Below are 18,619 nucleotides of genomic sequence, written 5' to 3'. Positions count from 1 at the left end.
GTGCCGGGCGGTCAGTACGTCCGCACCGAGTCGAGGACCCGGTGGCAGATCTGTACCGGATCGGCCACCTCGGCGACTCCCGCGGCCGCCGTTTTCGCCGCCGTGGTGAAACCGGGTTCGGCCAGTATTCGCAGCACCGCGGCGCGCACCGCCTCCGGGGTGAGCGGGCGGACCAGCAGCGACGAACCCTGGCGTTGCGCGCGATTGGCGAGCTCCCACTGGTCGCCGCCTCCCGGGACGGTCACCACGGGCACTCCCGCGGCCAGCGATTTCGCCAGGAGCCCGTGCCCACCACCACCGATCACCACGGCGGCGTGGGCGAGTAGTTCGTCCTGCCGTCCGAGCCCTGCGGTCGCCCAGTCGGGCAGCGCCGACGGCGGCTCGTCGAGCATCGAGATCGCCACCCGGACCCCGGCCCCGGCCAGGGCGTCCAGCACCGTCTCCACCATCCCGGCGACCCCGGTATGGGCGGTGGACGGCGCCACCACCACCAGGGGGTCGTCCCCCGGCGGCAACTCCAGTCGCCGGTCGGTGGGCTCCCAGAGCAGCGGGCCGACCAGCTCGGCCTCCGCCGGCCAGTCCGGTCGCGGGACCTCCAGCGCGGGCAGGGTGGCGACGAGCCGCGCCGCCGGCCCCGGGTCGGTCGCCGGCAGACCGACCCCGGCCCGGGCGGCCTCCCGCTGCCGCTGCCCGGTCCGCACCGCGCGGGCGGTCAGCATCCGCAGCACCGAATCCCTGGCGCGCCCGCGCACTCCGGCGCCCGGCGCGAGCCCACTGCCGATCGGCGGCAACCCTTTCGACGGAAGGTAGAGCGGATGCGGGGACAGTTCCACCCACGGCACCCGCAACCGCTCGGCGGCCATACCGCCTCCCGCGGTGAGCACATCGGAGACGACCAGTTCCGGCAGCATCGCGCCCAGTTCGGGCAGGATCTCGGTCGAGATGTAAGCGGCCCGTTGGTGTATCCGCGCACCGGCGTCGCTGTCGTCGTCGATCGGCCTGGGCGCCAGCCCCTTCAGCCGCCGCACCCCGATACCGGCCGCCCGCGCGGCCTCGAACCAACGGGGGCCGGTGAAGAGGACAGGATCGTCACCGGCGTCCCGGAAACGCAGGCAGAGCGCGATAGCGGGAAACGCATGACCCGGGTCGGGACCGGCGACGACAGCCACTCGCATCCGGTCATGCTATCGGCGCGCCCGCGGGCGCCGACTCCGGGCTGCGCTTCCGCGGCCGCGCCGAGGCGGCGCGGGACCTGTTTCGCGGCGCGTTCCGGCGGCGGTATCCGGCCCCGCGGAACTCAGCCGGCGAAGGTGTACAGCTCGAACCCGACGGCGCGTTCGGCGCCGAAACCGTCCAGTGGTCCTGTGGTCATCGTGACCACCGCCCGCACCTGATCCGCCACTGGCTCCGGGCTCAACACCTCCAGGTAGCGCCGGTGTTCGGCCAGTGACGCCTCGGCGGCGGCGACGGTATCGGTGACATCCACGGCGTGGGTGGCGCCGGCCGGAACGGCCACGGCTGCCCAGCGCGCGGTCCACGGTGGTGTTCCGGTGAGCTCGGGGAAGATCCACTCGTTCCCGGCATCGGATACCGCGTCGAGGGCCGCGCGGCCGACCGCCCGGTGGTCGGCGCTGTTGACGATGCCGGGCGCCCAGGTCGGCCCGAAGTGGCCCAGTACCACCAGGTCCGGACGGTGCCGGCGGATCGCCGCGGCCAGGTCGCGGCGGAGGGCCGGGTTCGCTTCGATCCGGCCGTCGGGATGGCCGAGGAACTGTACCTCGCTCACCCCGACGACCGCGGCCGCGGCCCGCTCTTCGGCTTCGCGCAACGGCCCCGCCTCGGCGGGCGGGACCCCGGCGATTCCCGCCTCGCCGGAGGTCACCAGCAAGTAGCGCACATCTTTGCCCTGGCCGGTCCAGCGGGCCACCGCGGCGGCGACCCCGTACTCGATATCGTCGGGATGGGCGACGATCACCAGGGCCCGCTGCCAATCCTCCGGAAGGTGCTGCATGGCGCCATTCGAACACAAGCGCCCGCCCGGGACACGGAAAAGCCGGATGACTCTCCGAGCGAAGAGGCATCCGGCCGTACAGTCGCGGGCGGGGTCAGACCTTGGTGACCGAATTGTCGTCCGAGCCCGAGATCGCCTTGTAGAGCAGATACAGCCCGAACACCACCGCGCTGATCACCAGAATCGGGAACAGCCCTTTGATCAGTGCGCCGATCACCGCCAGCGCGATCCAGACGACGGCGACCACGCCGATGATCTTCCACAGCATTTCGTGCCTCCCAGCGGTTGTCTCCTGCTTCGAGCATGGCACCGCGGACATGGGAAATCACCAGGTGAAGGGCAATATCCGGGGAAGATCAGGGTTGTCCCTGAGACCGGTTACGGGTGCGGGCGGCCGTGCGGCGCCTCGGCCACGGGCGGCTGCCACGGGGTGTGGGCCGCGGCGGGCGGCGGCAGCGGACCGGGGGCGCGATCGGCGAGTTCGGTGAGTGCCTGCGCCCAGCCGTCCATCCGGTCGGCCGCCTGCCGCAGATCGGCGACGATACCGTCGAATTCATAGCGCAGCGAACCTGTTTCGTCGACGGCGAGGACGCGGGTGGCCGCGGCGACCACCTGCTCGTACTCGGCGACCCCGCTGTCGAGCCGGGCGACGATCGACCGCAGTGTCTCCCCGAGCCGGTGGACATCGGCCGCGTCGGCGATCTCCGCCGCACCTCCGTGGAGGGTGCGGACCGCGCCTTCCATGGTGGCGATATCGGCGGCCAGCGCGGTCAGCGCGGCGGCACCGGACCCGGCGGTGGCGATCAGATCCTCGAGTTCGTCGGCGGGCAGCCGGCGCGACCGGGCGATCTGCCCGGCCACCTCGTGCAACGCACGTTCGGCGCGTGCCAATCGAGCCATGGCAGGCCGGGCGGCGGACCGCCCGGAGGGGAGTTTGCGCGGGAGATAGCCGGCCAGTGGCAGCGGCGCCCGCCGCAACCGCAGGTACCGACGGGTACTCAGGGCGGCGCCGGTGACCAGGGCGACCGCTCCGCCGCCGAGCACCACGACCGCCCAGGCGGGCGCGGACAGGATCACCAATCCGACGGCCCCGGCGGTGGTGAGCCCGGAAACCGTGCCGAGACCGATACTGCGCCGCCGGGCCCGGCGGCGTCGGCGGAGCTCACGTTCACGCGGATCGGCCCAGCGGCGAACCGCGACGAGCGCGTGTTCGCCGGCCCCCCGCAAACTGTCGGCGACATAGGCCGCCTGCGGCGGCAATTCGGGCCAGGCGCGGGCGAATTCCCGGGACCCGGTGCGGAATCGGGACCTGTCAGACTTCATCGCTGTCCTCGCCGAACTCGGTGGAGCCGCTACTGCTGTGCGGTCTGCCCTTTGTCCATCTGTGGTTGTGGTTGTGCGGGTTCGGCCGCCGACTTCCCGGCGTCGAGCGCCGCGCCGGTGTTCCCGGCGGGCAGGGAATCGCCGCGCATGGACGCGCGGATCTGCTCGAGCCGGCTGTGGCCCGCCATCTGGACGCTGGCCTGCTGGACCTCGAGCATGCGCCCCTGGACGGTGTTCTGGGCGAGTTCGGCGGACCCCAGCGCGGTGGCGTAACGGCGTTCGATCTTCTCCCGCACGGCGTCCAGGCTGGGGACGCTGCCGGGCGCGGACAGCGTGCTGTCCATCTGCTGCAGGGAGGCGCTGACCTGCTCCTGCATCTTGGCCTGTTCGAGCTGGCTGAGCAGCTTGGTGCGCTCGGCGACCTTCTGCTGCAACAGCATCGCGTTCTGCTCCACCGCCTTCTTCGCCTGCGCGGCGGCCTGCAACGACTGATCGTGCAGTACCTTCAGGTCCTCGACCGACTGTTCGGCCGTGACCAGCTGCGCGGCGAACGCCTCGGCGGCGTTGGTGTACTGGATGGCCTTCTCGGCATCGCCCGCGGCATTGGCCTGGTCGGCGAGGACGACGGCCTGCCGGGCGTTGGCGTTGAGCTTCTCGACCTCGTCGAGCTGCCGGTTCAGCTTCATCTCCAGCTGCCGCTGGTTCCCGATCACCGAGGCGGCCTGCTGGGACAGGGCCTGGTGCTGACGCTGAGCCTCTTCGATAGCCTGCTGAATCTGGACCTTCGGATCCGCGTGCTCCTCGATCTTGGAATCGAAGAGGGCCATCAGGTATTTCCAGGCCTTCGTGAACGGATTAGCCATCGGTTGATCCCGCCTCCATCTACTGTGCCGCCTGGGCGACTCGGAGTGCGCGACCGTCACGCACTCGGTATCTGCCTATCCTCCACCATGCGGCGCCGGGTCCCGGCCACCGAACGACGCCGCGTCTCGCCGAGAACGGCCGCGCCGACGCATACTACGAATCTATCCGGTCCCCGCCGCCGCGCGCATTGTCACGATCGGGTATACCGCGGCTATCACCGGTCAGGCGGCTTCGACCAGCACGAGCGGACCGTTGGTGGGCGCCGGGATGACGATCCTGGTCTCCCCGTCGACCTGGGTCCGCGTACCGGTGACGGCCGACGCGGCCGCGGTGGCGGGTTCGGCGGCCGCGGGTTCGGCGGCGGGCTCCGCCGAGGTGGCCGCTTCGGCGGGCTCGCGGGCCGGGGCGGCGGCCGGCACGTCCTCGCCGGCGATCGCGGTGCTCACATCCCACAGCACCCGGGACAGCGGCACGTCGAGCGCCTCGCAGATCGCGGCCAGCAGTTCACTGGACGCTTCCTTACGACCTCGCTCGACTTCGGAGAGGTAGCCCAGACTCACCCGCGCCGAGGTGGATACTTCGCGCAGGGTCCGGCTCTGGGCGAGGCGCGCACGCCGCAGACTGTCCCCGATCGCTTCTCGCAGCAGCGTCATCGAGTTCTCCTTCTCCCGGTAGGCGTCGCCCACGGCACGCACGCGGTTCTCTCTTCGCACAACGTCGGAACCGGCCCCGAGGGTTCCCGGGCCGGTCGCGGAGCTGCTCACCGGGTGGGTGATTCGCCCCGCACGCACCGCAACAGTTCCCGAACCGCGGCCTGTGTCGCTGTGAACCTGATATTCCACCGGTCGCCGGTGAGTTTCAACCGCATCACCTCGGTATGCCCGGGTCCGGCGAGTCCGAGGAAGACGGTGCCGACCTCGATCCCGTCCTGGGGGTCGGGTCCGGCCACTCCGGTGAGCGCGATTCCCCAGTCGGCGCCACAGCGGTCCCGGGCACCGACCGCGAGCTGTTGGGCGGTACTCGCGGCCACCGGTCCCTCGGCGTCCAGGACCTGCTCGTCGACCCCGGCCAGACTGTGTTTCAGGTCTGTGGCGTACACCACCAGCCCGCCACGCAGCACGGCACTGGCGCCGGGCACACCCGCGACAGTGGCCGATACCAGGCCCGCGGTCAGCGATTCGGCCGTGGCGACCGTCTGTCCGCTGTCCTTCAGGGCGGCGACGAGATCGGCGGCCGCGCTGCCGGCGGTGAGCGGGCCGGTGTGCCCGGCCGTCATCCGCGGGTCCGGTGCGGTCCGGCGAGCCACAGCCTGACCGCCTGGCCGACGTAGTCCAGCCCGGTGACCACTGTGAGAACCAACGCGATCCACATCAGCGTCATTCCCGCGGTGGCGAAACCACCCGAGAGCGGGAGCAGCAGCACTCCGATGGCGACCGATTGGACGAGGGTTTTGAGTTTTCCGCCGCGACCGGCCGGGATGACGCCGCGGCGCACCACCGCCAACCGCAGCAGGGTGATCCCGATCTCGCGCGCGCAGATCACCAGCGTCATCCACCACGGCAGATCACCCAGTAGTGAGAGCCCGATGAGCGCCGCGCCGATGAGCGCTTTGTCCGCGATGGGGTCGGCGAGTTTGCCGAAATCGGTGACGAGACCGTATTTGCGGGCGAGCTGACCGTCGAACCGGTCGGTGATCGCGGCGAGCGCGAACAGCAGGGTGGCGGTGATCCGCCAGCCGGTCTGGTGCCCGCCACCGGCGAACAGCGCCAGCACGAACAGCGGTACCAGCGCGATCCGGATCATGGTGAGGATGTTCGCGATGTTCAGCAGCGGCACCGCGGATTCGGCGGGTGCGGGCACGAGCCCACCGCGCGGTGGTCCCGGCACGGCCAGACGCCGGTCCATCTCCTCGGGGTGCACGCTCATGGCCGCCTCTGCGCCGCGGCGCCGGGACAGGCGCGCGAGGTCGAGCGGGAAGGCGGGGTCTGCGGCACACACTCAGACTATCGGTAGCCCGGCCGACTACTGTGCACCCCATGACCTCACGGGGACCACTGAGTGGTTCGACCAGCGACGCGCCCGGTGCGCAGACCGCCACCGTGCGGGTGCGTCGCGCCCGCACCTCCGACGTCCCGGCGATCAAATCGCTCGTCGACGTCTACGCGGGCCGCATCCTGCTGGAGAAGAACCTCGTCAATCTGTACGAGTCGGTACAGGAGTTCTGGGTGGCCGAACTCGGCGACCGCGTGGTGGGCTGCGGTGCGCTGCACGTGCTGTGGGCCGATCTCGGCGAGGTGCGCACGGTGGCGGTACTGCCCGAGGTGAAGGGCCACGGTGTGGGCAAGATCATCGTGGAACAGCTGGTCGAAGTGGCCCGGGAGCTCGAGCTGCGACGGTTGTTCGTGCTCACTTTCGAGGTCGAGTTCTTCGCCCGGCACGGTTTCGCGGAGATCGAGGGCACCCCGGTGACCGCCGAGGTGTACGCGGAGATGTGCCGGTCCTACGACACCGGTGTGGCGGAATTCCTGGACCTCAGTTTTGTGAAACCGAACACTCTCGGCAACACCCGAATGCTGCTCACGCTCTGAGGTGCGGGCCCGGCAGGGCACCGCACCCGGGGGTGGAGGGCCGGGACCGCGGCGCGCCACCGGCGCGCACTAGAGTCGGCCGGTGCCTGTTTTCGCTGTTCACTACACCTATTCCGAAGCCACCGCGCCCGCTCGGGACACCCATCGCCCACGCCACCGTGCCTGGCTGTCCGACCGGCTCGCCGCGGGCGCGCTGCTGAGCAGCGGGCCGTACCCGGACGGTTCCGGCGCGCTGCTCCTGTTCCGGGCGAGCGACGCCGCGGCGCTGGACGAACTGCTGGCCCAGGACCCGTTCGCCCAGGAGAAGCTGATCGACGCTGTCCGGGCGGTCGAATGGCAACCCGTTCTCGGCGTGTTCGCCGACTGAACGGTGCCGCTCCCGGCCGGGCGTCGACCCGGCCGGGACGCACCGGCTACTCGCCCGGACCGGCGGCCGATTTCGGCCGGGCCTGCCCCCGGGTGCGCAGCAGGCTGGCGACGGTCGCGACGACCAGGATGCCGAGGATCACCGACAGCGACAGCGCGGTGGAGATCTCCGGGACGCTCACATGCTCGCCGCCGTTGATGAACGGCAGATTGTTCTCGTGCAACGCGTGGAGCACCAGTTTGACGCCGATGAAGGCCAGGATGGCCGCGAGACCGTAGGACAGGTAGACCAACCGGTCCAGCAGTCCGCCGATCAGGAAGAAGAGCTGACGCAACCCCATCAGCGCGAACGCGTTCGCGGTGAACACGATGTAGGGCTCCTCGGTGAGGCCGTAGATGGCCGGAATCGAGTCGAGAGCGAACAGCAGATCGGCGAAGCCGATGGCCACCAGGGCGAGCAACATCGGCGTGAGCGCGCGCCGGCCGTCGATCCGGGTAACCAGTTTGTCGCCGTCGTAGGTCTCGGTGGTGGGCACGAAGCGCTTGATGAGCGCGACGATCCGGCTGTCGCGTTTCTGTTCCTCTTCGACCTCGTGACCGCTCTCCTTCAGGAGTTTGACGGCGGTGTAGACCAGGAAGAATCCGAACAGATAGAACACCCAGCTGAAGGCGCTGATGGCGGCGGCGCCCACCGCGATGAAGACACCGCGCATGACCAGGGCCACCACGATGCCGATGAGCAGCACCTTCTGCTGGTAGATCCGGGGCACCGCGAAGGTGGACATGATGATCAGGAAGATGAACAGGTTGTCGACCGAGAGCGCTTTCTCGGTGACGAAACCCGCGTAGTACTCACCGGCGAAGGTGCCGCCCCATTTCCAGGCGATCACCCCGCCGAAGGCCAAAGCGAGGCCGATATAGACCGCGGACCAGAAGCCGGACTCGCGGAAGGTCGGTTCGTGCGGGGTGCGCACATGGGCGAAGAAGTCGAAGACGAACAACCCGAGGATCACCGCGATGGTGATGCCCCAGACGAGAGCGGTTACCTGCATACGGCGATCCGTTCAGCGGTGCGAGTCATGACACCAATAATGCCCGATATGCCCGTTTCGGCCGACTTGCGGGGTGGTTGCCCGCTATCGTCGCATATCAGCGCCCGCGCGCACGGCGGCACACCGGTCAGCCGGCGTCCGGTGCCGCCGCTTCCTCGTCGCCGCCGCCACGGATCGACCAGAGCAAGCCGTCGAGTTCGTCCGGCTTGATCAGCACATCGCGCGCCTTGGACCCTTCGCTCGGCCCCACCACGCCCCGGGTCTCCATCAGATCCATCAACCGGCCCGCCTTCGCGAACCCGACCCGCAACTTGCGCTGCAACATGGACGTGGACCCGAATTGCGAGGTGACCACCAGTTCCACCGCCTGCAGGAATACCTCGAGATCGTCGCCGATATCGGGGTCGACATCCTTCTTCTCCCCGGCTTTGGCCGCGGTCACGCCCTCGGTGTACTCCGGTTCGGCCTGGTTCTTGGTGAACTCGACGACCGCGTGGATCTCCTCGTCACTGATGAAGGCGCCCTGCAACCGCGTCGGTTTACCGGCGCCCATCGGGAGGAACAGGCCGTCGCCCATGCCGATGAGTTTTTCGGCGCCGGGCTGATCGAGAATTACGCGGGAATCGGTGAGCGACGAGGTCGCGAACGCCAGCCGGGACGGCACATTGGTCTTGATCAGGCCGGTCACCACGTCCACCGACGGCCGCTGGGTGGCCAGCACCAGATGGATACCGGCGGCCCGGGCCTTCTGGGTGATCCGGACGATGGCGTCCTCGACGTCGCGGGGCGCGGTCATCATGAGATCGGCGAGTTCGTCGACAATGGCCAGAATGTACGGATAGGGCCGGTACACCCGTTCGCTGCCCAGCGGCGTGGTGATGGCGCCGGACTTCACCTTGCGGTTGAAATCGTCGATATGGCGGACCTTGCTGGCCTGCATGTCCTGGTATCGCTGTTCCATCTCCTCCACCAGCCAGGCCAGCGCCGCGGCGGCCTTCTTCGGCTGGGTGATGATGGGCGTGATCAGGTGCGGAATACCCTCATAAGGGGTCAGTTCGACCATCTTCGGGTCGATCAGGATCATCCGGACCTCGTCCGGTGTGGCCCGCTGCAACAGCGACACCAGCATCGAGTTCACGAAACTCGATTTACCGGAGCCCGTGGAACCCGCGACCAGCAGATGGGGCATCTTGGCCAGATTGGCCGCGACGAACTCGCCCTCGATGTTCTTGCCGAGCCCGATGACCAGCGGATGATGGTCGTTGCGGGTGGACGGTGCGGTGAGCACGTCGGCGAGACGCACCAGCTCCCGGTCGGCGTTGGGCACCTCGATACCCACGGCGGATTTCCCGGGGATCGGCGCGAGCAGCCGCACGTTCTCGGTCGCCACGGCATAGGCGATATTGCGGGTCAGGGCGGTGATCTTCTCGACCTTCACACCCGGCCCGAGTTCCACCTCGTACCGGGTGACGGTGGGGCCCCGGACGAACCCGGTGACCGCGGCGTCGATCTTGAACTGCACCAGTACCTCGGTGATCGCCTCGATCATCGATTCATTGGCGGCGCTGCGCTTCCGGGGCGGATCGCCCTCGACGAGCAGGTTGATCGGCGGCAGTGTGTAATCGCCCTCGATGACCCGGTCGGCGACGAACTCCGGTTCCGGGGGCGGCGGTGGGGTCTGATCGACCACCGCTGGTGTGGCGGGCTCGCGCTTCTTGCGCTTCGCGGGTCGTGCTCCCTCGGGGGCGCCCGTGATCGGCTTGGCGTCACGCAGGGGCGGCTCGCCCGCACCGCCGGGCGCGGACCCCGAAAATTCCTCGGCCGGATAGTTCTCGGCCGGCGCCCGGCCGCGACGACGCGATCTGCCGGGAGCTTCTCCGGCACCCGCCTCGTACTCGTCGACCGGGTCGTAGCCGTCCCGATAATCGGCCTCGCCCTCGTCACCGGGCGCTCCGAAGAATTCGCGCAGCCGCTGCGGCGCCTCCCGCACCGTCGTGCCGGTCACCAGCAGCACACCGAAGACCATCGCCAGCAGCAGTATCGGCACCGACAGCCAGGCGGTGAGACCGTCGGTCACCGGACCGCCGATGACGAATCCCACGAACCCGGCTCCGTCGGCCCGCCCGGCCGCGTCGGTGGGGGCGCCGTCGGCGATATGCCACAGCCCGAGCAACGGCAATCCGATCAGCAGACCGCCCAGCACCAGCCGGGGCCGGATCTCCGGACGGGGTTCGGTACGCATGAGCACCACCGCGATACCGGAGGCGACGAACGGCAGCAGCGCCGAAGCCGAACCGGTGACCGCACGGATGACCGCGTCCACCGCACGCCCGATCGGCCCGCCCGCGGACAGCCAGACAGCGGCCGCGATCACCGCGCTGAGCGCGATCAATCCGAGCGCGACCCCGTCGCGCCGATGGCCGTGCTCGATCTCCCCGGCCCGGCTGATGGCCCGGGTGGTGGCGCCCAGCCCACGGGCGGCCATGGTCCAGCCGCCGCTCACCATCCGGCCGAACACCGCCAGCGGCGCCGTCTCGGAGCGTCGCGCGGCGGCGGGCCGGCGCGCCGCCGCCCGGCGGGGGCGGGCACCGGTGGCCGGGCGTGTGGCGGCCTTGGCGGCCTTACGTGTGGTTCTGCGAGCCGGACCCTGGGCCGCGGCCGCGCCGGTCGCGCCGCGTGTACTGCCCGAACGAGAACGCGCCGCGGTGGTCCGCCCCCGAGCCGATCCCGCCCGCGTACCAGGTGTGGTCGTGCCGCGGGACTTACCTGCCATGGCCTCAGGCTAGCCGCAACAACCCCACCGGGACCATCCGCAACACTGGTTACCGCCGCCCGACGGCGCGCGATACCGCCTCGCGGCGGGGACGGGCCGCGCCGCGGCGGGGTCGTCACCGGGGTCCGCGGCGGCGGCGATACGCGCGCCGGCCGCCGGCGATATTCGGCGCGGAACCCGGCGAGCCGCTGGTCGGCACTGCCTCGCCCGCGACCCGCGGGTGCCGCCGCCTGTGTTCAGATGGAGCGGTCGAGTTCGAGTACCTGCCGGACCGCGTAGGGTTCGCCGGTCGATTCGATCCGGACCTGATCGCGACCGAAGGCGTGCAGCAACAATTCCGACGGCGCGCCGGTGAGCGTCACCCCCGGGCCGGTCCCGTCCACGATCCGGGCCCGTTCCCCGTCCGGAGTGCACAACTCCACCGGTACCGGCGATTTCCGGTACGCCATCTTCCCCATCTTGCGCACCGTCGCCCACAGCCGCCGCTGGTCCTCGGCCGACAGTTCCCGCGGTTCCCAGCCCGGACGCGCCCGCCGGACGTCCTCGTGATGGACGAACATTTCGCTGAGATTGGCGATCGCGTCCACCGGACGCAACGGTGACCACCAGGGCGGTCCGGTACGGATCTGGTCCAGCAGCCGGTCGAACTCCTGCCCGGCCGCCTTGTCCTGCACCTTCTGCAGATAACCGGCGAAGGGCCGCAACATGATTCCCGGCGCGGCATCGGGACGTCGCTCCCGGACCACCAGGTGTGCCGCGAGGTCGCGCACCGTCCACGCACCGCATAAGGTGGGCGCGTCCGGGCCGGTGCCCTTCATCGTGTCGACCAATGCACGGCGTTCACGCTGAGCCATGTTCACACGATGAATCTAGCCGAGACCCAGCCATCGGGGAGGGAACGTGTTGCCGATCCGGTTGCTCACCGGCAGAGATGCTCTGTACTTTGTCATTCGGTCCATAGGGTCGTGGACCGAAAAACACAGATGGGAACACCTTTGAAGAAGATTCTCACCGTTGCCGCCGTTCTGGTGGCGACCATCGGCTCCATGTTCGTCGCTTCGGTGACACCGGCGCACGCGCAGTACAGCAGTTACTACGGCGCCATCGCGGTGTCCCTGTCCACCGGCAACTACGGCTGGTCCTACGACTACGACAGCTACGCCGAGGCCGAATCGGCCGCGGAGAGCAGCTGCGGTGCCGCCGACTGCGTCGCCAAGATCTCCTGGCGCAACGGATGTGGCGCGCTGGCGGTTTCGGACAACTGGCTGAGCTACGGCTCTGGCGCCACCATGGCCGCCGCCCGGTCCGAGGCGCTGGCCAACAACCCGGGCAACGCCTACATCGAGCACTGGAATTGCACTTCCGGCTACGACCTGTGAGCTCGTACCGACCACATCTTCCGGCCGGCGCCGAACTCGCCGACTACACCGTAGGGGAATCAGAACTGTGAAAATTCGACCGATCCGGGTCGTGGCCGCCGCGACGATGGCCGCCGCCGCCCTCACCTTCACCGCATGCTCGTCCACCGAGAACTCCTCGACCGAGGCCGCCGCGACCAGCACCGAGGCCGCCGCCGAGTTCGAATCGGGTAAGACTCAGGACGGCCGGGAGGAGGGCAAGGCGCCGACCACCACACCCGCGCCGAACCTGCCCAAGCCGACAACCGAGGAACTCAACGACAAGATCAACCGGGCGCTCGACGGCTCGGTCGGCGAGGACGAGAAGCTGGCCTGGATCGAAGACGCCGAGAAGGATCCGCAGCTGGTCGACAAGCTGGTCGAGGCGGCCAAGAAGAACGAGGTCACCGTCAAGATCACCAATGTCGGCGAACCGGTCGACGGCAAGGTGACCGCCGATGCCGATGTGACCATCGGCGGCAGCCCGGTGGAGAACGCGACCGTCGATTTCGTGGCCGAGGGCGATCAATGGAAGATCGCGCACGGGTTCGCGTGCAATATCGTCAAATCCGCGCAGCTGGATTCGGCGGCCTGCCAGGCCGACTCCTGAGCTACGCGTAACTCGGCAGCGAGCGAAACCGCCGGAGGGCCTGGCCCTCCGGCGGTTTTTCGTATGCGCTGAACTAGACGCCGAGCACGGTCGGCACGATCATCGGTCGCCGCCGGTAGGTGTCTGCGACCCAGCGTCCCACGATCCGCCGCACGGCCTGCGCGATGCGATGCGTATCGGTGACGCCCTCGCCGGCCAGCCGTAGCAGTTCGGCCTCCACCAGTTCCGCGGCTTCCGCCAGCGCGGTCGGATCATCGGAGAATCCGCGCCCGCTGACCTCCGGCGGGCTCACCGCCTTACCGGTGGTCTCGTCGACCGCCACCGTGATGGCGATGAAACCGCCCTCGCCGAGCACGAGCCGGTCCGACAACGTGGATTCGCCCACGTCGCCGACCGAGAGGCCGTCCACGTAGACGTGCCCGACCGGGACCCGGCCCACGATGGAGGCGATGCCGTCCACCAGGTCCACCACCACACCGTCCTCGGCCAGGACCACCCGCTCCTCGGGAACCCCGGTGGCGACGGCGAGTGCGGCATTGGCGCGCAGATGCCGCCATTCACCGTGGACCGGCATGGCGTTGGTCGGCCGGACCGCGTTGTACAGGTACAGCAGTTCCCCGGCCGACGCGTGCCCGGAAACGTGCACTTTCGCGTTCTGCTGGGTGATGACGGTGGCGCCGAGGCGGGCCAGCCCGTTGACGACCGTGAACACCGAGTTCTCGTTGCCCGGGATCAGCGAGGAGGCCAGCACGACCAGATCGTCGGCGCGGATATGGATCTGGCGGTGCTCGCCCCGGGCCATCCGGGACAGCGCCGAGAGCGGTTCGCCCTGCGAACCGGTGGAGATGAGCACCAGTTTGTCGCCGGGCAGGGTGGCGGCCTGATCGAGATCGACCACGAGCCCGTCGGGCACCGACAGATAGCCCAGATCCTGCGCTATCTGCATATTGCGCACCATGGACCGGCCGACGAAGCACACCCGGCGCCCGTACTTCTGCGCCACATCCACCACCTGCTGGATCCGGTGTACATGGCTGGCGAAGGACGCCACGATCACCCGGTTGCGCGCCTTGCCGATCACAGTGTCCAGGACACCGCCGATCTCTCGTTCCGGGGTGACGAAACCGGGGACCTCGGCATTGGTGGAATCGACCAGGAACAGGTCCACGCCCTCGTCGCCGAGGCGGGAGAAACCGGCGAGATCGGTGAGCCTGCCGTCGAGCGGTAGCTGATCGAGTTTGATGTCGCCGGTGTGCAGGACCGTGCCGGCCGGGGTCCGGATGGCGACGGCGAGAGCGTCCGGGATGGAGTGGTTGACCGCGAAGTACTCGCATTCGAACGGGCCGTGTTCGGTGCGCTCCCCCTCGGTGACCTCGAGCAGCCGCGGATGCAACCGGTGCTCCCGGCATTTCGCGGCGACCAGCGCGAGAGTGAACTTGGAGCCGACCACCGGGATATCCTGGCGCAACCGCAGCAGGAACGGCACGGCGCCGATATGGTCCTCGTGCCCGTGGGTCAGGACCACGGCCACCACATCCCCGATCCGGTCCTCGATCGGCCGGAAATCCGGCAGGATCAGGTCCACACCCGGCTGCTGATCCTCGGGGAAGAGGACCCCGCAGTCGACGATCAGCAGTTTGCCGCCGTACTCGAAAACGGTCATATTGCGCCCGATTTCACCGATACCGCCGAGCGCGAAGACCCGCAGGCCCTGCTTCGGGAGTTTCGGGGGCAGCGCGAGCCGGTCCTGGGCGGCGGCCTCCGGAGTGACGGCGGAACGGGCCTGCTCACCGCGGCCCCGGCCGGACTGCCGGCCCCGGCCGCCGCGACGCGACCGCTGGCCCCGGGCTTCCGGAGCGGCGGTTTCGGTCACGGTCGCGGATTCGGTTGCCACCGTCTCGGGTTCCCTTTCGACAGTGGGTTCGGGTTCGGTCACTACGGGCGGGGGCACCGGTGCGGCCTGCGGTTCGGGCGCGAGCTGCGGTTCGGGCGCGGGAGCGGCCGGACCTGCCTCGCGCCGCGCGGTGCGGCGGGGACGGCGGGCGGCGGGTTCACTCATTCGAGCACCCCGGCGGCCCGCAGGTCCGCGGCCAGATCCTCGAGCTGTTCGGGACTGGGCATGATCTGCGGCAGCCGCGGTTCACCCGCGTCGATGCCGAGCAACCGGAGCCCGCCCTTGGTCATCGCGACGCCGCCGAGGCGGGCCATCGCGGCATTGAGCCACAGCAGACTCGTGTTGATATCACGCGCCCGCACCACATCTCCGGCGGTGAACGCGTCCACCATCTCGCGCAGTCGTTCCGGGACCAGATGCCCGATCACGCTGATGAAACCGACCGCGCCCATCGCCAGCCACGGCAGGTTCAACATATCGTCGCCGGAATAGAAGGCCAGATCGGTTTCGGCGATGAGCGCCGCCCCCGCGTTGAGATCGCCCTTGGCGTCCTTGACCGCGACGATCCGCGGGTGGTCGGCGAGCCGGCGGATGGTGTCGGAGGCGATCGGGACGACCGATCGCGGCGGAATGTCGTACAGGGTGACCGGCAGGTCGGTGGCGTCGGCGACCGCGGTGAAATGCGCGTACAGGCCTTCCTGGGTGGGTCGCGAGTAGTAGGGCGTCACCACCAGCAGGCCGTGCGCGCCGGCGCGCTGGGCGTTGCGCGCCAGTTCGATCGAATGCGCCGTGTCGTAGGTGCCGGCGCCGGCGATCACGGTCGCCCGGTTGCCGACCGCGTCGACGATCGCGCGCAGCAGATCCGCCTTCTCCGATTCGGTGGTGGTCGGCGATTCGCCGGTGGTTCCCGAGATCGCGAGCAGGTCGACGCCCCGATCGACCAGACGATGTGCCAGGGAGACGCCGGTGTCTATGTCGAGCTTGCCCTCGGCACTGAAGGGGGTCACCATCGCGACACCTACTGTGCCGGACGCGCTCAACACCGGGGGCGTCGATTCACCGTTCGTCATGGTCAGAAAGGCTACCCGGTCACCTGGTACGGCTCGACACCCTCGTCGGTGTTCTCGGCCGCCGAACCAGCCGTCGACGGCATGATACCGCCATCACGCCGTCATTTCTCTCCTTGAATGACATCAAGAATGGCGTCACACTGGTGTCATGGATCTGACCCGATATACCGCCCGCATCCGCGAGGATCTGGTGGCCGCCGCCGCCCTCGGCGACGAGAAGACGCAGGCCACGGCCGCCGCGCTGGCCGGCGCGGTGGAGAACTCGGCCCGGCTGGCCCTGCTCTCGGCCCTCACCGAACTCGCCGATACCGTCAGCGGCGAACTGGGCGACCGCACCGTGCGTGTCTCGCTGCACGGCACCGAGGCCGATATCGAAGTGCGGCGCGCACCGGCCGGCGACAATCCGAGCTTCGAGGAGATGACCGGCGATATCAGCCGGGTGACCCTGCGTCTGGTCGAACAGGTGAAGGCGCGCGCCGAGGAAGCCGCCGCACAGAGCGGGCAATCGCTGAACTCGTGGATGTCCGGCGTGGTCTCCGGTGCCCTGCGCGATCAGATGCGCGGCGGCTACGGCCCCAAACGCGACGAGTAGTCGTAGTCTCCGGCGCGGCCCGTTCCGCGAGCTGCCCGGCGCCGCGATATCGGTACGCCGGTCCGGTCCCTCGCGCTGACCAGCACTGTCGCGAGGAGGCGCCCGCTCACGGGTAGTACCCGGGCCGTCACCGCGCCCGTGGTGGCGGCGTCCAGGGCCTCGACCGCGATTCGCACCGTGAGGGCGACCAGCCGCAGATCCGGGTGCGGTCGGGTCAGCCCATCAGCTGGGCGGCCACCGTCGCACCCAGTTCCCAGCACCGTTCCAGATCGTCCTTCGCCGGTTTGCCCATCAGCACCACCGGACTCGCGGCCTTGACCCACCCCAGACCGGCGGTCACCGATTCCACACTCCGCTCGGCGCCCTCGGTGCCCTCGTTCCCGTGGATGTAGAGCCCGTAGGGCCGGCCGCGGGTGCTGTCCAGACACGGGTAGTAGCAGGTGTCGAACGCGTGCTTCAGCGCACCGGACATATAGCCCAGATTGGCCGGGGTCCCCAGCAGATAGCCGTCGGCGGCCAGCATCTCGTCGGGAGTCAGCGCCAGGGCAGCGCGCCGCACGACCTGCACACCTTCGATCTCCGGGTCGGTCGCCCCCGCGAGGACCGCCTCGAACATGGCCTGCATATGGGGGGACGGGGTGTGGTGGACGATCAGCAGCCTCGGCACCTCGCCGAGACTAACGGCTCGGGCTCAGGCTCCGGCCCGGCGCTCCTGTTTCTCCAGCTCCACCGCGCGGCGCATGGTGTCGCGAGCCCGCGAACGATCGCCGGCGCAGTCGTAGGCGCGCGCCAGCCGGTAGGAGACCCGCCAGTTGTCGGGGTCGGCTTCCCATTCCTTCTTCACCGACAGGAACAGTTCGTCGGCGGCCGCGCGTTCGATACGGCCGGACGGGCGCCGCGGCAGATCCGCGGTATCCAATTCCAGGCCCTCGTCGTGGATCCGGCGGGCCAGCCGCTGATGATCCAGCGCCGACCGGAGGGTGGACACCACCATCCACACTCCCAGCAGCGGCAGGATCAGTACGCCGACCCCGAGCGCGACGGCCGCGACGTCGCCCGAGGTCAGCAGCGCCACCGCGATCCGGCCGAGCCACAGGAAGTAGAAGACCAGTGCGAGCACCAGCGCCGCCACCATCGCGACGATCTCGAGGACCTCGCGGCCGGACCCGCCGGCGGAATCGCTCACAGGTCGAGAAACGGATCGAGACCGACGGTGAGCCCCGGTCGCAGCCCGATCTGACGCACCCCGAGCAGCACACCGGGCGCGAACGACGAGCGGTCGATCGAATCGTGGCGGATGGTCAGCGTCTCGCCCTGGGTGCCGAACAGCACCTCCTGATGGGCGACCAGACCCGCCAACCGCACCGAATGCACCCGCACCCCGCCGACCTCCGCGCCGCGCGCTCCCGCGAGTTCGGTGGTGGTGGCATCCGGAATCGGGCCGGCGCCGGCCTTCTCCCGGGCCTCGGCGATGATTCCGGCGGTCCGGTAGGCGGTACCCGACGGCGCGTCGGCCTTGTTCGGGTGATGCAGTTCGATCACCTCGACCGATTCGAAGAATCGGGCGGCCTGTTCGGCGAAACGCATGGACAGCACCGCTCCGATCGCGAAGTTCGGCGCGATCAGCACCCCGACCTCCGGCCGGCCGGACAGCCGGCGCCGCACCTCGTCGAGCCGGGCCTCGTCGAACCCGGTCGTCCCGACCACGGCGTGGATACCGTTCTCCACCAGGAACCGCAGGTTGTCCATCACCACATCGGGATGGGTGAAGTCGACGACGACCTGGGTGCCGGTTTCGACGAACCGGCTCAGCGGATCGTCCTTGTCCACCGCGGCGACGAGCTCGAGATCGGCGGCCGCCTCGACGGCCGCACAGATGGCCTGCCCGACCTTGCCCTGTGCTCCCAGAACGCCGACCCGAATCGGTTCCTTCACCTCGCCACTCCCTGTCCATCGTCGACCTGCGCACCGAGCCTACTGTGTTCATTCGCGCCGCCCGCGGCGGCGCGGGGTCGCGGCTTCCGGAGGTCCCGCCGTTCAGCGCCCGACACTCGCGCGTTCGGCGCATGCGCTTCGGGC

At 69.5% G+C, this 18,619-nt stretch carries 21 protein-coding genes; 5 read left to right on the top strand and 16 right to left on the bottom strand.

Annotated features, from left to right (window positions below; all coding sequences use genetic code 11):
* Nucleotides 1-11: 11 nt before the first annotated feature.
* The 8 genes from ABZV91_RS21560 to pgsA all read right to left on the bottom strand — a co-directional run bounded on the left by ABZV91_RS21560 (nt 12) and on the right by pgsA (nt 6,103).
* On the bottom strand, nt 12-1,175 hold the full coding sequence (locus ABZV91_RS21560; RefSeq protein ID WP_355244444.1) for a nucleotide disphospho-sugar-binding domain-containing protein: 1,164 nt from the start codon (nt 1,173-1,175) through the stop codon (nt 12-14).
* Between the two features lie 122 nt (nt 1,176-1,297).
* Nucleotides 1,298-2,011 (bottom strand): PIG-L deacetylase family protein, encoded by a 714-nt coding sequence (locus tag ABZV91_RS21555; protein ID WP_355244441.1) that lies wholly within the window; start codon nt 2,009-2,011, stop codon nt 1,298-1,300.
* Nucleotides 2,012-2,105: 94 nt separating this feature from the next.
* On the bottom strand, nt 2,106-2,279 hold the full coding sequence (locus ABZV91_RS21550; protein ID WP_030521672.1) for a hypothetical protein: 174 nt from the start codon (nt 2,277-2,279) through the stop codon (nt 2,106-2,108).
* Nucleotides 2,280-2,389: 110 nt separating this feature from the next.
* Nucleotides 2,390-3,334, bottom strand: a complete 945-nt coding sequence (locus ABZV91_RS21545; protein WP_355244438.1) for a hypothetical protein — start codon at nt 3,332-3,334, stop codon at nt 2,390-2,392.
* 29 nt (nt 3,335-3,363) lie between these two features.
* A complete protein-coding gene (pspA, locus tag ABZV91_RS21540) occupies nt 3,364-4,197 on the bottom strand; it encodes a phage shock protein PspA (RefSeq protein WP_355244435.1) in 834 nt (277 codons plus the stop codon).
* A gap of 222 nt (nt 4,198-4,419) precedes the next feature.
* Entirely contained in the window at nt 4,420-4,851 is a 432-nt protein-coding gene (locus ABZV91_RS21535; RefSeq protein WP_355244499.1) for a helix-turn-helix transcriptional regulator, read from the bottom strand.
* Nucleotides 4,852-4,958: 107 nt separating this feature from the next.
* A complete protein-coding gene (locus tag ABZV91_RS21530; RefSeq protein WP_355244432.1) occupies nt 4,959-5,474 on the bottom strand; it encodes a CinA family protein in 516 nt (171 codons plus the stop codon).
* Nucleotides 5,471-6,103 (bottom strand): CDP-diacylglycerol--glycerol-3-phosphate 3-phosphatidyltransferase, encoded by a 633-nt coding sequence (gene pgsA, locus ABZV91_RS21525; RefSeq protein WP_355244497.1) that lies wholly within the window; start codon nt 6,101-6,103, stop codon nt 5,471-5,473. The genes ABZV91_RS21530 and pgsA overlap by 4 nt, the downstream gene beginning before the upstream one ends.
* 131 nt (nt 6,104-6,234) lie before the next feature.
* Between pgsA and ABZV91_RS21520 the strand changes: the two genes are divergently transcribed.
* Together ABZV91_RS21520 and ABZV91_RS21515 are read left to right on the top strand one after the other, a co-directional pair.
* Entirely contained in the window at nt 6,235-6,786 is a 552-nt protein-coding gene (locus ABZV91_RS21520; protein ID WP_355244429.1) for an amino-acid N-acetyltransferase, read from the top strand.
* 82 nt (nt 6,787-6,868) lie between these two features.
* Complete coding sequence (locus ABZV91_RS21515; RefSeq protein ID WP_355244426.1) at nt 6,869-7,153, top strand: YciI family protein; 285 nt, start codon at nt 6,869-6,871, stop codon at nt 7,151-7,153.
* A gap of 46 nt (nt 7,154-7,199) precedes the next feature.
* On the opposite strand, the gene ABZV91_RS21510 is transcribed toward ABZV91_RS21515, so the two are convergent.
* The 3 genes from ABZV91_RS21510 to ABZV91_RS21500 all read right to left on the bottom strand — a co-directional run bounded on the left by ABZV91_RS21510 (nt 7,200) and on the right by ABZV91_RS21500 (nt 11,837).
* Complete coding sequence (locus ABZV91_RS21510) at nt 7,200-8,204, bottom strand: TerC family protein (RefSeq protein WP_355244423.1); 1,005 nt, start codon at nt 8,202-8,204, stop codon at nt 7,200-7,202.
* Nucleotides 8,205-8,331: 127 nt separating this feature from the next.
* Nucleotides 8,332-10,977, bottom strand: a complete 2,646-nt coding sequence (locus ABZV91_RS21505; RefSeq protein ID WP_355244420.1) for a DNA translocase FtsK — start codon at nt 10,975-10,977, stop codon at nt 8,332-8,334.
* Nucleotides 10,978-11,213: 236 nt separating this feature from the next.
* Entirely contained in the window at nt 11,214-11,837 is a 624-nt protein-coding gene (locus tag ABZV91_RS21500) for a TIGR03085 family metal-binding protein (protein ID WP_355244418.1), read from the bottom strand.
* Nucleotides 11,838-11,960: 123 nt separating this feature from the next.
* Between ABZV91_RS21500 and ABZV91_RS21495 the strand changes: the two genes are divergently transcribed.
* Nucleotides 11,961-12,356 carry a DUF4189 domain-containing protein gene (locus tag ABZV91_RS21495; RefSeq protein WP_084487178.1) on the top strand — a complete coding sequence of 132 codons (396 nt, stop codon included), beginning with the start codon at nt 11,961-11,963 and terminating at the stop codon, nt 12,354-12,356.
* Between the two features lie 67 nt (nt 12,357-12,423).
* The gene (locus ABZV91_RS21490; protein WP_355244414.1) at nt 12,424-12,984 is read left to right on the top strand and encodes a hypothetical protein; all 561 of its coding nucleotides are present in this window, start codon (nt 12,424-12,426) and stop codon (nt 12,982-12,984) included.
* A gap of 73 nt (nt 12,985-13,057) precedes the next feature.
* On the opposite strand, the gene ABZV91_RS21485 is transcribed toward ABZV91_RS21490, so the two are convergent.
* Nucleotides 13,058-15,043 (bottom strand): ribonuclease J, encoded by a 1,986-nt coding sequence (locus tag ABZV91_RS21485; RefSeq protein WP_355244411.1) that lies wholly within the window; start codon nt 15,041-15,043, stop codon nt 13,058-13,060.
* Nucleotides 15,040-15,948, bottom strand: a complete 909-nt coding sequence (dapA, locus tag ABZV91_RS21480) for a 4-hydroxy-tetrahydrodipicolinate synthase (RefSeq protein ID WP_355244408.1) — start codon at nt 15,946-15,948, stop codon at nt 15,040-15,042. Before dapA ends, ABZV91_RS21485 begins: the two co-directional genes overlap by 4 nt.
* Nucleotides 15,949-16,096: 148 nt before the next feature.
* On the opposite strand from dapA, the gene ABZV91_RS21475 reads away from it, so the two are divergent.
* Nucleotides 16,097-16,540, top strand: coding sequence for a hypothetical protein (locus tag ABZV91_RS21475; RefSeq protein ID WP_355244405.1), 444 nt, complete (start codon nt 16,097-16,099; stop codon nt 16,538-16,540).
* Nucleotides 16,541-16,754: 214 nt separating this feature from the next.
* Here ABZV91_RS21475 and ABZV91_RS21470 read toward each other — a convergent pair whose 3' ends face one another.
* The 3 genes from ABZV91_RS21470 to dapB are packed head-to-tail and all read right to left on the bottom strand — an operon-like array spanning nt 16,755 to nt 18,475.
* Entirely contained in the window at nt 16,755-17,207 is a 453-nt protein-coding gene (locus ABZV91_RS21470; RefSeq protein WP_355244402.1) for an NAD(P)H-dependent oxidoreductase, read from the bottom strand.
* Between the two features lie 24 nt (nt 17,208-17,231).
* Nucleotides 17,232-17,675: a hypothetical protein gene (locus tag ABZV91_RS21465; protein ID WP_355244494.1), complete on the bottom strand. Its 444-nt coding sequence runs from the start codon at nt 17,673-17,675 to the stop codon at nt 17,232-17,234.
* A 47-nt stretch (nt 17,676-17,722) separates the two neighbouring features.
* A complete protein-coding gene (dapB, locus tag ABZV91_RS21460) occupies nt 17,723-18,475 on the bottom strand; it encodes a 4-hydroxy-tetrahydrodipicolinate reductase (RefSeq protein ID WP_355244399.1) in 753 nt (250 codons plus the stop codon).
* Nucleotides 18,476-18,619 lie beyond the last annotated feature (144 nt).

Origin of the sequence: Nocardia sp. NPDC004568 (genome assembly GCF_040609955.1) — a bacterium.
GTDB lineage: Bacteria > Actinomycetota > Actinomycetes > Mycobacteriales > Mycobacteriaceae > Nocardia.
Note: the sequence above shows the minus strand (reverse complement) of the source record. Positions and strands in the feature narration are given on the sequence as shown.